We start from the raw sequence: 15089 nt of genomic DNA on the forward strand, positions 1-15089 counted from the left end.
TGCTGGCATAGCTCACGAAGCGCGCCAGCGGCGTGAGGCCGAAGCGCTGCACGGCGGCGCCGCTGGCCAGGATCAGCACGCCTGCGCCATCGCTGGTCTGCGAGCTGTTGCCGGCCGTCACCGAGCCGCGCGCCGCGAACACGGTGCGCAGCTTGGCCAGGCCTTCCAGGCTGGTGTCGGGGCGTGCGCCCTCGTCCAGCTCCACGGTGCGCGTGCGTACCACGGGTTCGCCCTTGGCCAGGTCCAGGCCCCGGTCGGTGACCTCGATGGGCGTGATCTCGTCCTTGAACTCACCGGCCTGCTGCGCGGCCAGGGCACGGCGGTGCGACTCCAGCGCAAAGGCGTCCTGCGCATCGCGCGAGACCTTCCACTGCTGGGCCACCTTCTCGGCCGTCAGGCCCATGCCATAGGCAATGCCCACGTCGCCATCGCGCTCGAAGATGGACGGCGACAGCGAGGGCGCGTTGCCCATCATGGGCACCATGCTCATGCTCTCGACGCCGGCCGCGATCATCACGTCGGCCTCGCCCACGCGGATGCGGTCCGCCGCCATGGCCACGGCCGACAGGCCCGAGGCGCAGAAGCGGTTCACGGTGATGCCGCCCACGCTGGTGGGCAGGCCCGCCAGCACGGCGCTGATGCGCGCCACGTTCAGGCCCTGCTGGGCCTCGGGGATGGCGCAGCCGCAGATGATGTCCTCGATGGCAGCCGGGTCCAGCCCCGGCACCTGGGCCAGCGCGGCCTTCAGCGTGGTCGCCAGCAGGTCGTCGGGACGGTAGTTGCGGAAAAAGCCCTTGTGCGACTTGCCGATGGGCGTGCGCGTGGCGGCGACGATGTAGGCGTCTTGGATTTGTTTCATGGAGGTTGCTCCTCGATCTCAGTTATTCATCACCCCCGCAGCCCCCGAAAAGGGCGCGCCCCAGACAACTGGCGTGCTCCAGACCAGGGACAGCGAGCAAGGGCCTAAGCTGGCCGCGCCGCCCCGCCGCGAGGCTGTCGTCCCCCTGGGGGGGAAGGCGCGAAGCGACTCAGGGGGGACATATCAATTCCGGACGGGCTTGCCGGTGTTCAGCATTCCGAGAATGCGTTCATGGGTCTTCGGATGGCCGATCAGGTGGCAGAACGCCTTGCGTTCGAGCTTCATCAGATAGGCCTCGTCCACCAGGGTGCCCGCATCCACGTCGCCGCCGCAGACCACGTTGGCGATCAGGCTGGCCACATGCTGGTCGAACTCGCTGATGAAGCCGCCGTCACGCATGTTGACCAGCGAGCCCTTGATGGTGGCCACGCCGCTGCGTCCCGCCACGGGGAAGCTGCGCGGCAGCGGCGCGCGCCAGCCGCCTGCGGCCATGGACTTGGCCTCGTTGATGGCGACGAAGAGCAGCTCGTCCTTGTGCGGCACGATGAGGTCGCTGTCCAGCAGGTAGCCCAGCTTGCGCGACTCGATGGCGCTGGTGCCCACCTTGGCCATGGCCGCGGCCGTGAAGCCTTCGGTCAGGAAGGGCAGCAGGTCCTTGCCCGTGCTGGTGGCGGCGTTCTCTGCCGCACGGCGCGCGATATAGGTCAGGCCACCCGCGCCGGGCACCAGCCCCACGCCGACTTCCACCAGGCCGATGTAGCTTTCCATGTGCGCCACGCGGCGCGCGCTGTAGACGGCCAGCTCGCAGCCGCCGCCCAGCGCCATGCCATGGATGGCCGCAACCACGGGCACCTGGGCGTAGCGGATGCGCAGCATCAGGTTTTGCAACTCCTGCTCCACGCTTTCGATGGCGTCGGCGCCGCCGATCACGAAGGCCGGCATGGTGGCTTCCAGGTCGGCGCCCACGCTGAACGGCGCATCGCCCGACCAGATGACCATGCCCTGGAAGTCGGCCTCGGCCACATCCACGGCTTCCATCAGCGCTTCCATGACTTCGGGGCTGATGGCGTGCATCTTGTTCTTGATGCTGGCGATCAGGATCTGGCCGTCCAGCGTCCAGGTGCGCAGCGCCTTGGATTCGGCGATCGTGGTGCCGGCCGTCTTCCAGTCGGGCAGGCTGTCTTCGCCCAGCAGCTTCTCGGGGAAGATCTGGCGCTCGTAGACGGGCAGCACGCGGCGGGGCACGAACTGGCCCTTGGCAGGGCTCCACGAGCCCTGCGCCGTGTGCACGCCGCCGGCCTCGGCCACCGGGCCTTCGAAGACCCACTTGGGCAGGGGCGCCTTGCTCAATGCCTTGCCGGCATCGATGTCCTCCTGGACCATCTTCGCCACTTCCAGCCAGCCGGCTTCCTGCCACAGCTCGAACGGGCCCTGCTTCATGCCGAAGCCCCAGCGCATGGCCTGGTCCACGTCGCGTGCGGACTCGGCAATGCTCTCCAGGTGGATGGCCGCGTAGTGGAAGCTGTTGCGCAGGATGGCCCACAGGAAGCGGCCCTGCGCGCCCTCGGCATTGCGCAGCAGCTTCAGGCGCTCGGCAGCGGGCTTCTTGAGCATGCGGCCATAGACCTCGTCGGCCTTGCCACCTGCGGGCACGTAGTCCTCGCTGTCCAGCTCGAACTGCAGGATGTCGCGGCCGACCTTCTTGTAGAAGCCCTTCTTCGCCTTCTGGCCCAGATTGCCCAGCTCGATCAGCTTGGCCAGCACGCGCGGCGTGCCGAAGCTGGCGTAGAAGGGATCGGTCTCGGCGCTGAGGTTGTCCTGCAGCGTCTTGATCACATGGGCCATGGTGTCCAGGCCCACCACGTCGGCCGTGCGGAAGGTGCCGCTGGATGCGCGGCCCAGCTTCTTGCCGGTGAGGTCATCGACCACGTCGAAGGTCAGTCCGAAGTTCTCGACCTCCTTCATGGTGGCCAGCATGCCCGCGATGCCGATGCGGTTGGCGATGAAGTTGGGCGTGTCCTTGGCGCGCACCACGCCCTTGCCCAGGCCGCTGGTGACGAAGGCTTCGAGCTGGTCCAGCACCACGGGCTGCGTGGTCGGCGTGGCGATCAGCTCCACCAGCGGCATGTAGCGCGGCGGGTTGAAGAAGTGGATGCCGCAAAAGCGCGGCTTGATCGCGTCGGGCAGCGCCTCGGACAGCTTGGTGATGGACAGGCCCGAGGTGTTGGACGCCACGATGGCGTGCTTGGCCACATGGGGAGCGATCTTGGTGTACAGGTCGAGCTTCCAGTCCATGCGCTCGGCAATGGCCTCGATGATCAGGTCGCAGCCCTTGAGCAGCTTGAGGTGCTCCTCGTAGTTGGCGGGCTGGATCAGGTCCGCGTCCTCGGCCACGCCGATGGGCGAAGGCTTGAGCTTCTTGAGGTTGGCGATGGCGCGCTCGGCGATGCCGCTTTTCGGACCTTCCTTGGCAGGCAGGTCGAACAGCACCACGGGCACCTTGACATTGACCAGATGGGCGGCGATCTGCGCCCCCATCACGCCAGCGCCGAGCACGGCGACTTTCTTCACATTGAATCGGGACATGGATGTTCCACAAGTGGGAGGAAGGCGGCCGCTGCGGCCGCCCTCCGGAATGGTTTACTGCACGCGCACCCAGGTCTGGGTGCGGCCGAAGGGGCCGATGGAGCCACGCACTTCGAGCTTGGCCCCGCCTTCGATGGGCGTCAGGCGCAGCGTGTAGGTCTTGCCGTTTTCGGGGTCGAGGATCTTGCCGCCTTCCCAGACGTCCTTGCCCTCGGCCTTCTTGGCACCGCGGATGATCTCCAGCCCCTTGAGCGGCTGGCCCTTGCGGTCGTCAGAACATTCGGTGCAGGTGGCGGCCGGATCGGCGCCCTTGCGCAGGATCTGCTCGATGCGGCCCGTGACCACGCCGTCGTTCTCGGCCACGCGGATCTCGGACTTGGCCTCGCCGCTCTTGTCGTCGACGCTCTTCCACAGGCCCACGGGCGTCATCTGCGCCTGCGCTGCGGCAGCCGTGAGGCCCAGGACCATTGCTGCCAGTGCTTGATATGCCTTCATTTCAAACCCCCTTCGCCTAGAAAGGTGCGCAGGCCAGGCTGATGCGCACAGCCCGCGCTCCCATGTTGGAGTGAAGCCGTTCAGGCCAGCGCTGCGTCCGTGTCCATCAGCGACTTGCTGCCCGCGCGGGCCGTGCGCATCAGCGTGGCGGTCTCGGGCAGCAGCTTGGCGAAGTAGAAACGCGCGGTCTGCAGCTTGGCCTGGTAGAACGGGTCGGTGTTGCCCTTGGCGATTTCGCGCAGCGCCACCTGGGCCATGCGGGCGAAGAAGTAGCCGAACACCAGGTGGCCCGCCACACGCAGGTAGTCCACGGAAGCGGCACCCACCTCGTCGGGGTTTTGCATGCCCTTGAAGCCGATCTCGGTGGTGAACTTGGTCATCTGGTCGCCCAGGTAGGCGATGGGATTGATGAACTCGGCCATCTTCTCGTTGACGCCCTCTTCCTCCACCAGTTGCGCCACCAGCTTGCCGAACTTCTTGAGCGATGCGCCCTGGTTGCCCAGCACCTTGCGGCCCAGCAGGTCCAGCGCCTGGATGCCGTTCGTGCCTTCATAGATCATGTTGATGCGCGCATCGCGCACGAACTGCTCCATGCCCCATTCGGTGATGAAGCCATGGCCGCCATAGACCTGCTGGCTCATGGTGGTGGCCGTCCAGCCGTTGTCGGTGATGAAGGCCTTGACGATGGGCGTCAGCAGCGCCACCAGCTCGGCGCTGTCCTTGCGCACCTTCTCGTCGGGGTGGTTGAACTCCTTGTCGATCAGGAAGGCGCAGTAGGTCACCAGCGCGCGGCCGCCTTCGGCATAGGCCTTGGCCGTCAGCAGCATGCGGCGCACGTCGGGGTGGACGATGATGGGATCGGCCGGCTTGTCCTTGGCCTTGGTGCCCGACAGGCTGCGCATCTGCAGGCGGTCCTTGGCATAGGCCAGGGCGTTCTGGTAGGCCACCTCGGTCAGGCCCAGCGACTGGTTGCCCACGCCCAGGCGGGCGGCATTCATCATCACGAACATGGCCTGCAGGCCCTTGTTCGGCTGGCCCACCAGGGTGCCGATGGCGCCGTCGATATTGATCTGTGCCGTGGCATTGCCATGGATGCCCATCTTGTGCTCCAGCGCGCCGCAGAAGATGGGGTTGCGCTCGCCCAGCGAACCATCGGCCTTGACCACGAACTTGGGCACCACGAACAGGCTGATGCCCTTGGAGCCGACCGGCGCATCGGGCAGGCGGGCCAGCACCAGGTGGACGATGTTGTCGGTGAAGTCGTGCTCGCCCGCGCTGATGAAGATCTTGTTGCCGGTGATCTTGTAGGTGCCCTCGGGCGCGCCGGCCACGGGCTCGGCCTTGGTGCGCAGCAGGCCCAGGTCGGTGCCGCAATGGGGCTCGGTCAGGCACATGGTGCCGGTCCACTCGCCGCTGGTCAGCTTGGGCAGGTACAGCTTCTTTTGCTCTTCCGTGCCGTGCACATGCAGGGCCTCGTAGGCGCCGTGCGACAGGCCCGGGTACATGGTCCAGGCCTGGTTGGCGCTGTTGAGCATCTCGTACACCGCCGAGTTCACCGCAAAGGGCAGGCCCTGGCCGCCGTAGGCCGTATCGCAGGACAGCGAAGGCCAGCCGCCTTCCACATACTTCTGGTAGGCCTCCTTGAAGCCCTTGGGCGTGGTGACCTCATGGGTTTCCTTGTTCAGCACGCAGCCCTCGGCATCGCCGCTGATGTTCAGCGGAAACGTCACATTGGCCGCAAACTTGCCCGCCTCTTCGAGCACGGCATTGATGGTGTCGGCATCGACCTCGGCATGCGCCGTCATCTGCTGGTAGTCGTCCGTGACCTTGAACACCTCGTGCATGAGGAATTGCATGTCGCGCAGGGGCGGGTTGTAGCTGGGCATTTGTCTTCTCCTGTGATGGCGGGGTTTGCAGTGGATGCGGTGAAAACGGTGGAAGCGAAAAAATCAGGCCGGGCTGGCGTAGCGCGCCAGAATGCTCTCGAAGCCGTCGATGGCGCGCTGCATGGAGCCTTCGTTGCGCAAAAAGCGCGCCTCGTAATGCAGGGCCAGGATCAGGCCGTGGATCTCGAACAGCAGCTGGTTCTCGTCCAGGTCGGCACGCAGGTCGCCGCTTTCGCGGCACTGCACGATGGTGCGGCGCATGGCTGCGTGCCAGGTCTGGACCGAAGCCGTCAGCGCATCGCGCACCGGCCCCGTGCGGTCGTCGAACTCCACGGCGCCGCTGATATAGATGCAGCCCGAGTCCAGCTCGATCGACGTGCGCTTCATCCAGTTGTCGAACAGCGCCCGCAGACGCGCCACGCCGCGCGGCGCCTGAAGCGCCGGAAAGAACACTTCCTGCTCGAAACGGTCGTGGTACTCATGCACCACGGAAATCTGCAGCTCCTCGCGCGAGCCAAAATGCGCGAACACGCCCGACTTGCTCATGCCCGTCAGCTCGGCCAGAGCGCCGATGGACAGACCCTCAAGCCCGATGTGCGTGGCCAGGTTGAGGGCAGCCTCCACAATGGTGGCCTTGGTCTGCTGCCCCTTGTGCAGCGCACGGCGCGGCGCGGGCGCGGCAGCTTCGTGCACGGAAGAGCCCGCCTTGGGATCGGCCGTGGCGTCAGCGGTCAAACGGGTGGTGCGGCGTGGGGCGGAAACGCTGGACATGCAAAATTCTTGTTAAAACGAACGTTCGTGCTATTTTGCATGGAAAGCTTGTCGCGGCGAAGACATGCGGGGGAAAACACCTAGCTTGTGGGCAGGCGAAAAAAAGCCGGCAGGTGCCGGCTTGGTTGTTTGTCAAGCCTCAGAGCAAGTCATGCCTCCACGGCAAATACCTTGATGCCCTTGAAGCGCATGTGGCGTTCGGGAGGAAGGTCGGAATTGACCATGGCTTCGGTCACTTCCCAGACCCGACTGTCTTCGAAGTGGACAGAGAAACGGATGAAGCCCTTGGCCATGGAGGCCAGCACCACGCGCTCGCGGCCATCGCGCGACCGGATGGGCAGTCGAAAGCTGTCATCCTTGGCCAACACCTGCGCGCCTGCCCGCAGCTCGGCAGAGAAGGCCAGCGTGGCGCCCACCGGCACCGTCGCATCGGTGAAGTCGGGAGTATGTACAAAGTCCTCCTTGTCGGCCGCGATGCCGGTGATGACGATCTCCGGCATCGCGGGTTCGGGCACCGGCTCGGGCGGGGCCTCATAAGGCAGTTCGACCCAGGCCAGGCCCGTGAAGTTGCTGCGCGGGCGGCCCGCTATCTCGTGCGTCTGCATGTTGTCGGGCGGCAGTGTCGTCGTGCGCGCGCCGGGCGTGGTGGACATGCCTGCGTACCAGCCCCAGAGGTTGAATTCGTAGTTCATGCGGCACCCAGTTCGTAGTAGAAGTCGCGGTCGTTGCTCATATCGGAGGTGAGCCCGAAGTCGTTGTTCAGCCCGGGCGCGTAGTAAAGGCCTTTACCGGGAGCCAGGGGACATAACAGCCCGGCATAACCACCCGTGGATGTCATGCGTCCGGCACTGATGCACGAAGTGGAGTTCCAAGTCAGCCCGGCATCCGTTGAAACCAGCAAACGGGAACGCTGTACGTTCTGCGCGTCGGAGCACGTGGCGCGAGCATAGATGACGCCTTCAACCACACAGGCATGGGTGACGGCCTGGATGTCATCACCATCTTCCGTGTTGAGTAATTGCGAATGCACGTTGAACCAGCGCCCATTGTCCGAACGCAGTGTGCACAGGCGTTTTCCATTGCCACCGACCAGCACGAATGTTGTGCCCACAACTACTGCCTGTGTGGGGCGGCATGTACTGGGCAGTTGGTTTAGGGCCGTACTCCATCCATCGGAGACAATAAACGAGGCCCCACTGTCCGAAAAGGCGGATGACCTTCCATAGCTTGCCAAATCTGCCAGGGCAAGGTAAACGCTTCCGTTGTGCAGCATTTGGTTCCAGTAGGCCATGCTAGGCATGGGTACCGTGGCCCAGGGCGATTCAAGCCCTGTCGCAGACCGGTAAATGCTGGATACCCCAGATTGCCCTCTTGCTGCGCCGAAGAAATACTCTCCAGCGCTCATCATGTAGTGTCCAAACCAAGAATCCGTGAAAGATGCGCCATCATTGGTACTGATCTTGGAAATGTTCATAGGAGTGATCCCCGACATATAGGACATTCCCACGATGATGGTTCCCCCCCGCTGCACGACGGAGGTGATCGCACCATAGTCATTTGGTGCACCCGGCACAGAAAAGCGTAGCGTTAGAGTTTTGAAATCCGGCGTGGTGTAGACCTCCTTGCCGAAAACCAATACATGGACACGACCGTTGAACACGCAAAAATCGGGCGGGGTATTTTTGATCGGGAGGAAGCCGGTATGCATCTGAAAGTCGTTTTCCTGGAGAACGCTTACGCTCGGCAGCTTTCGCTCCTCCCCGCTCCAGATACGCCGACGCATCAGCGCAGCAGGTTGTCCATAGATATTGTTGAAGGAAAGCATCAGATCCACCCCAGGGTTGCGGTTTGAGTAAATACGCGGTCGGCATAGCGCGAGTCCAGCGCCAGGTCGTCCTCGATTCCGGAAAACTTGCCCCCGTTGCGTCTGAGCACGGGCGTCAGCGCACCGGAGCGGTTGGTGACGCGCAGTTGCTCCTGCGGCGCGGACCCGGCCGGCATCAGGCATTCGCACTGCGGGTGCAGGACGATGTAGTGCATGCCGACGATCAGGTGATGGGGCCCAGCCGTTGTCAGCTCCTGCTGCGGCATGGACTGCGGTGAACCGGACAGCCGCCAGCCCGCGGGATCCTGGGCCGGGTCGAGCGCGCTAGCCGTGGTGCCGGCTGGTACGCGCCGATAGGTCAGCAGCGACTGGGGCGACCACACGGCGTCGCCCTGGGAGTAGCTGCCCGGCGCCCATCGGGAGGCACCGGCGACAATGGCAGCGTTCTGGGCGCTGGTCGCGGCGGCGGAGGCGGCGGCCTGCGCAGCGTTCTTGTTGCCCTCGACCGTCAGCATGGCCTGGGCCATTTCCGTCAGAAACGTCGTGAGCCACGTCACCAGGCCCGCCGTCCAGTTACGAAAGCCCGTCAGCCAGTTCAGATAGACATCCGTCTTGACGTCGAAGACGTCCTGCGGGTCCGTGCGGCGATTCGGGATCGCCACCGATTCCTCGGGTGCACTAGGTGGGGGTGTGAAGTTCATCGTCTTCCAGTCCTTCAATGGTTAGGTTGCAATCGGAGAAGCCATGGGCCACCAGAACCTGGTCGAAACCCGTGATGTAGCCGTAGGTGGTGAGCACGCCGTAGCCGCGCGCACCTATCCAGACGACCGGTCTGGCGCGATACGCCAGGATTTCGTTGCGCACGCGCTCGTACTGCGTGCCGTGAACGAGGACCTGCAGCTTCAAGCGGTCGCTGTAGGCGCCGGGCTCGGCCATCCAGCCGCCCCAGTCGTCGCGCTTCTTGAGGCTCCAGTCGTCGAAGCTGACCGAGGGCCTCCACTGCGTGTTGCCCAGCCAGACGGCACGGCCGATGACGACTTCGGCGCAGCGCGCCTTGGCCCCCAGGTTGGCGATGCGTATCGTGATGCTGGCCTGCGTGTAGGCCGGCAGTCCCGAGATGGACAGCTTTCGTTCGCGCTCTATGGGGTTGAAGAAGTAGCCCCAGTGCGAATTGCCAGAAGGGCGCAGCACCAGGCGCTGCCCGCTGTGGAACACCTCGCCGGCCACGGGGTCGGTCATCACCACCTCGACCGTGTGCGCCTGCAGGCCCAGCAGCTCGATGTCCGTGACCACGCGGCCGGGCTTGATGGTGACCTCGATAAGGTCATCGGCCTCGGTGTAAGAGCCCAGGCTGGCATCGAACATGCGCAGCCGGTTTTCCACACCGCGCCTTTGCCACTTGCCTTCCGAACTGGCGGGGTCATTGCCGGTATTGCTGCCGGCCATGCTGCGCCAGATCACGCGCGAGGCGTCGATGATCTCGTCGTTGAGCGCATAGGCCTTGCTGGCGGACCAGGGCTGCAGCCCGCTTGCGGCGACGTTCGTGCTCATGTTGTCGAGCGTGATCGGCAGGGGCGGCACAAATCCCATGCCGCGTGTGAATTCGTCGTTCATGCGGTCTCCCTTTGCTTGACGCCGATGGCGTCGCTCTTGCGAGCCATCTTTTCGAGGCTTTGCAGCAGCACGATCTGCTGGCGCCCCAGGTCATAGGTCAGACGCTGCAGGGACTCGAGGGCCCTGTGCAGGTCGCCGCCCTGCATGCCCTCCAGCAGGCGCCGCGTCTGCTGGGCGCTGTGGATCCGTGAAGGTCCGGTGAACTCGAGTTCGGGGCCGTTTTCCCCGACCAGGCGCAGGCCGCCGAAGTGCTCGCCACCCGAGGCGAAGCGCGGAATGCCGAACTGATCCAATGCCGCCAGCACGTCGCGCTCCGAGTAGCCATACAGATAAGCAAGATCCAGCGCCGTGCCCCCCTGGGCCTTGATGTCATTGGCCAGTCCCACCAGGTCTCCGGTGCCGTCGTACTTATGGAAGGTTGGCGAGAGCGCATCGAGCTTCTTGACTCGCTCGGGATCCGTTTCGTAGTCGTAGATCGCGAAGCCATCACCGAGCACGGCAACAGGCATCTTGTACTTGCTGTGCACGGTGGAACGGCCACCCCCACTTCCAGGACCTGGCCCAGGACCAAAGTCCGCACCCCCGCTGCCGCCACCGGAACTGCTTTCACCAGAACCAGCACCACCTCCGGTATCCGCTCCTTCCTTGAGCAGTGCAGCGCGGAATTCCGCCCATGCGAGATCGGACGACAGCAGCCGCGTGTCGATGCCACGCGCTATATCCAGCGCCTCCTTCTCGGTCTTGAGCAGCCGCTCCAACGCATCGACCTGGCTTTTTTCCTGCTCCAGAATCAATTCATCGGCAGACAACTGCTCGCCCGCCGCGTCATGCAGCACTTCGAGCTTGTTGGCCAGGATCAACTGCGCGGCCTCATAGTCCAGGCGCGAGCGGAAGCTGCCCGAGGAAATACCGCCGCGCGCAACCGAGACGGCCTCGCCGATGTCAGCCGATTCGGGCAGATAGCCCGTGCGCCGGTACGCAGCCAGTGCCTGGTCAATGACCTCGTTGGCTCTGGCCAAGGCCATGGCCTGGGTGCTCTCTATCTGGCCGCGCAGTTCGACGACATGCCCGCGCAAGGTGTCCATGAGGGCGCGCTCGGTATCCACGCGCTCCTGCGCGACATCGATGCGTGCCTGTATGGCCGAGCGCTCCGCATCGACGGAACGCTGCAGCAGGCTCCACGCCGCATCCGTATCGGCCTCGTTCTTCTTCCTCGCCTCCTGCGCCTGCTCCTCCTGCTTGCGCTTGGCTTCCTCGGCCTGCTTGGCAGAAGCCGCCGCAGCATCCTCGGACGTCTTGGTAACGGCCTTGAACGTGTCGTTGAGCTTGAGCAGCTCGGCAGCGGTCTCGGCCGAAGATTTGCCGGTGCCGCCGATATTGCCGATCAGCTTGTCCATACCGGCAGTAAAGTCGGCCAGCGACGTGCTGGTGTTCGCCAGGTTCTCGAGATCGGCCGCGAGTTTTCCGATATCGCCCGAACCTTCTCCCAGGGTGGAGCTGGCCCAGTCCTTGAAGGCGCCGCTCTTGGCCATGTCCTTGAGGCCTTGCGTGCCCTGGACCTTGGAGATGGCGTCCTTCAATACCTTGGCATTCGCCTCCTCGGAGTTGGCTGCCTTGAGCTTGTCCTCCACCAGCTTGCGGAACCGGGCCTGGGCGTCGTCGGCATCCAGGTCGATGTCCACGCCCAAGTCCTTGAGCTTGCTGCCCACCTCGCGCTTGGCGATGGTCTTGCGCTCGTCCTCGCTGTAGAAATTCTGGTAGAAGCTGCCGGCGTTGGCGTTCAGCGCCTCGATGCCGCCCGAAGCCTTGATCAGGGACTCGAAGGCCAAGTCGGTCAGGTCGGCAAAGCCCGTGATCTTCTTGCCCAGTTCGTCAAAGGAGCGGCCGATCAGGTCGATGGTCTGGAAGGCGGCCTGCAACGCCTCGACATTGGGTGCTTCGCCCAGCGAGTCCAGCGTGGTGCGCATCCAGCTGGGCAGGTCCGCCTTCTTGAGTTCGGACACCAGCAGGGAACCGGTCTGGCCCAGGAAGGCCTTGTAGGCCTCTTCCGGGTTGTTGCCCAGCGAGCGGTTTTCGAAGCCGGCCAGGATCATGCCGGTCGTCTTGTCGATGATCTTGGCGTAGCCGTAGGCGTCCTCGTCGGTGTACTTTCCGTTGGCGGCAAAGCCGCCCACCAAGTCGATGTCGCGCACTCCGCCCGTGGCGTACTTGCCCAGGGATCCGTAGACCAGGGCCAGTCCGTCCAGACTGGTCTTGAGCTGCTTTTCGATGCCATCGCTGTGGCGGCGTGTCAGATCGTCATACCAGTCGCCTGCCGCGCGGCCGAACAGCTGCTCGGCCGCCTTGTCATTGCCAATGCCGGCCGTGCTGTAGGCCGCGCCGCCATGGTTGGCGCCGCGGGAGCCGAAGGCCTTGTCGAGCGCTCCACCGAGGAAGCTGCCGATCATCGAGCCGATGCCCGGAAGAATCCAGGTTCCCACCGCCTGACCCGCAGCGGCTCCGTACTGTCCTTGGGACAGGCTGTACAGGCTTCCCAGGTAACCGGCAGCAGAGCCAATCCCTCCCTGGAAACCGGGAATGTCTTTCAGCCAGGTGTCGAACCGGCCCACGGTCTTGCCCAGGTCCTGCAGTGCTTCACCGGCCATGTTCCAGCCATTGGACATGAGCTTGAGTGCGGATTCATTCAGGTACTTCTGCGCCGAGGTACCCCAGGTGGACCAGTCCGTCAATCCACCGCCCAGGCCCGTGCCCTGCGCATCACCAGCGCCCGCTGTTCCCGGAGCACCGCCTTGACCGAGGAAGTTGCCGACGAACCCCCTGAGCTGAGCGAAGACAGGCACGAGAAACGGCCGCGCAAACGCCTTGTACATCTCATCGGCCACAGAGGCCTTGAACGTCGCACTCAGGCTCTTGGTAAAGGTGCGCCAGCCTTCGGTGCCGTTGGCCAGCATGTCCGTGAAGCCCTTGCGGAACATCTCGTCCATCTGGTCGACCGATTTCTGGGTCTCCTGCATGCGGACACGTTCGGCAACATTGGCCTTGGCCTGGTTGGCTGCGGCCGTGGCGTCGTCCTTGAGTTTCTGGGCGCCAGCCGCATCATCCGGATTCTTGGCCGAGATGTCTTCGAGCTTTTTCTTGAGCTCGATCGCGACCTGGTACTGCTCCAGCGCGATCTTGCGGTCGCGTTCCGACATGGCTGCCAGAGACTGCTCGAACTGCACCGCCTCACTGGCCGCCTTCACGCTTTTGGTGTACTCGTCCACCTTGCTGGCAGACTCGTTGTAGCCCTTGACGCGGGCGAGTTCGCGCGTGGCATCGGCCTCTTTGCCCACGGCCTCGGCGACGTCCTTCGAGCATCGGACGCTCTCTTGCTTGGCTGCGTTGTCTTGCAGTTCCGCGATGGTCTTTTCGACCTGCTCCTGCCGCAGCTGTCCCAACGCATCGCCAGTCAGACCGATCGCGAGGGTCTCCTGCCGGGCGAGGTCCAGGTTCTTTTCGGCCAGTTCGGCCTTGGTCTGGTGTTCCTTGACGAGCTGCGCCACCTCCTGCTGCCTTTTCTGCAGTTCCTGATCGCGCTTGAGCTCCTCATTGTCCTGCTGCGTTCTGGCTGGCGCGGCCGGTGGCGCGTAGCTGACGGTGCGGGGTACCGCAGGCGGCTCTTTCTTCTGCGCAGGCGCATCGGTTTTCTTGCTTTGCTCCTGCGGCTGTGGCTGTGGCTGTCCCACCAGCGGCGGGTTGATGAACCCGCGGCCGCCGCCTGCATTGCGCTGACCCTGTGCCGCCATCAATTCGCGCTGCACCTGCTGCAATTTTTCGACCAGGCGCTGGGCATCGTCATGGGCCGTGCGCACCCATACGTTGCGCGACGTTGCAGCCCCCTTGGCCTGCAGCATCTCCAGTTCAGCCCTGGCGCGCGGAAGCTCCTTGGCCAGATAGGCTGCCTTTTCCGCATTCGACTGGAAGGCCGTGCTGACATATTGCAAGCCCACCGCGCGCCCGGCGATGTTTCCCAGCCCGCTGCTGATCTGGCCCAGGAAGCCCGACCCGTTGTCACGCGCGCGCGACATGGACTCCGAAAAGGCGTTCATGTCGTTGGCCGCTGCATTCATGCCAAAGGAGATCATCTGGCTGATGCCGGAATCTCCCACGGCGGACTTGAGCTTGTCCCAGGCGTTGGCCATGCGTTGGGTGCCGGCATCCAGCCTGTCCGCCGCCTTGTCCGTCCCCTCTCCCAGGGAGCTTTGCAGCGCCTGCGAGAAACGGGGCAGAAAGTCCTGCGTCACGATCTCGCCGGTCTGCAGCATCTGGGAGAACCGCTCCTGTGTCACACCCAGGGCCTGAGCGCCGACCAGCGCCGCATTCGGGATATGTCCCAGTTTCTCGCTGAAGTCCGACGCGCCTATCGTCCCCTTGCCCATCAGGTCGAGTACGGCTGCCAACGAGGCATTGCCCTGCTCCACGGAAAGGCCCATGGCCGCGTTGGCCGAGGCAATCCCCGTGAAGATGGTCTGCACCTGCGCGCCTTCCAGCGCCGTACCACGCGCCTTGGTGGCGAAGTCGGCGTAGGCCTGGCCGGTGGCATTGAGCTGCAGGCCCAGCCGATCGGCCAGGGCCGTGACATAGGCCAGTTCCTGCGCGCCCTTGCCGCCGGTGGCAAGGTCCAGCCGTGTACGCAGATTCTCTGTCTGGGCACTGGCCGTGTAGAGCGCCTCTCCCACCTTGGCCGCCGAACCCGCCACCTCCAGCAGGGCATTGGCGCGGCCTGCAATCTTGCCCATGGAAGTAGACAGGCTCTCGACATCGACGCTGGCACGCGCCGACACAAGTGCCGTGTCCGTTGAGGCACCTGCGAACTGCGACATGCCGGCATACGCCTGCTGCAGCTTGCCGTGGAGTTTGTCGAGCTCCTGGGAGAACTGGGCATTCTGCGCACGCAGCTCGCTCAGGCTGGGCGTCTCGGCGATGCCTATGCTTTTGACCGCTGTACTCATGCTGATCTCTGTTCGGTATGCTTGACCGCTTGTGTTTGTCTTGAAAGGCCGGAGCCGAGGCC

10 protein-coding genes are annotated in these 15089 nt (G+C 64.4%); all 10 read right to left on the reverse strand.

Annotation, left to right across the window (positions count from 1 at the left end):
• The coding region (locus JHD82_RS16035) for an acetyl-CoA C-acyltransferase (protein ID WP_199137393.1) at nucleotides 1-859 on the reverse strand (859 nt) is incomplete at its 3' end.
• 183 nt (nucleotides 860-1042) lie between these two features.
• Nucleotides 1043-3445 (reverse strand): 3-hydroxyacyl-CoA dehydrogenase/enoyl-CoA hydratase family protein, encoded by a 2403-nt coding sequence (locus JHD82_RS16040; RefSeq protein WP_199137395.1) that lies wholly within the window; start codon nucleotides 3443-3445, stop codon nucleotides 1043-1045.
• Nucleotides 3446-3499: 54 nt separating this feature from the next.
• Nucleotides 3500-3940 (reverse strand): DUF2147 domain-containing protein, encoded by a 441-nt coding sequence (locus JHD82_RS16045; RefSeq protein ID WP_012203268.1) that lies wholly within the window; start codon nucleotides 3938-3940, stop codon nucleotides 3500-3502.
• A gap of 80 nt (nucleotides 3941-4020) precedes the next feature.
• On the reverse strand, nucleotides 4021-5826 hold the full coding sequence (locus JHD82_RS16050) for an acyl-CoA dehydrogenase C-terminal domain-containing protein (protein WP_012203267.1): 1806 nt from the start codon (nucleotides 5824-5826) through the stop codon (nucleotides 4021-4023).
• 63 nt (nucleotides 5827-5889) lie between these two features.
• A complete protein-coding gene (locus JHD82_RS16055) occupies nucleotides 5890-6597 on the reverse strand; it encodes a TetR/AcrR family transcriptional regulator (protein ID WP_012203266.1) in 708 nt (235 codons plus the stop codon).
• 149 nt (nucleotides 6598-6746) lie between these two features.
• On the reverse strand, nucleotides 6747-7289 hold the full coding sequence (locus tag JHD82_RS16060; protein WP_074920489.1) for a hypothetical protein: 543 nt from the start codon (nucleotides 7287-7289) through the stop codon (nucleotides 6747-6749).
• Nucleotides 7286-8422 carry a hypothetical protein gene (locus tag JHD82_RS16065; protein ID WP_199137397.1) on the reverse strand — a complete coding sequence of 379 codons (1137 nt, stop codon included), beginning with the start codon at nucleotides 8420-8422 and terminating at the stop codon, nucleotides 7286-7288. The genes JHD82_RS16060 and JHD82_RS16065 overlap by 4 nt, the downstream gene beginning before the upstream one ends.
• Nucleotides 8422-9123 carry a hypothetical protein gene (locus JHD82_RS16070; RefSeq protein ID WP_199137399.1) on the reverse strand — a complete coding sequence of 234 codons (702 nt, stop codon included), beginning with the start codon at nucleotides 9121-9123 and terminating at the stop codon, nucleotides 8422-8424. Before JHD82_RS16070 ends, JHD82_RS16065 begins: the two co-directional genes overlap by 1 nt.
• On the reverse strand, nucleotides 9101-10036 hold the full coding sequence (locus JHD82_RS16075; RefSeq protein ID WP_071954353.1) for a hypothetical protein: 936 nt from the start codon (nucleotides 10034-10036) through the stop codon (nucleotides 9101-9103). The genes JHD82_RS16070 and JHD82_RS16075 overlap by 23 nt, the downstream gene beginning before the upstream one ends.
• On the reverse strand, nucleotides 10033-15027 hold the full coding sequence (locus JHD82_RS16080; protein ID WP_199137401.1) for a tape measure protein: 4995 nt from the start codon (nucleotides 15025-15027) through the stop codon (nucleotides 10033-10035). The genes JHD82_RS16075 and JHD82_RS16080 overlap by 4 nt, the downstream gene beginning before the upstream one ends.
• Between the last annotated feature and the right edge of the window lie 62 nt (nucleotides 15028-15089).

The organism is Delftia sp. ASV31 (genome assembly GCF_016428765.1).
GTDB lineage: Bacteria > Pseudomonadota > Gammaproteobacteria > Burkholderiales > Burkholderiaceae_C > Comamonas > Comamonas acidovorans.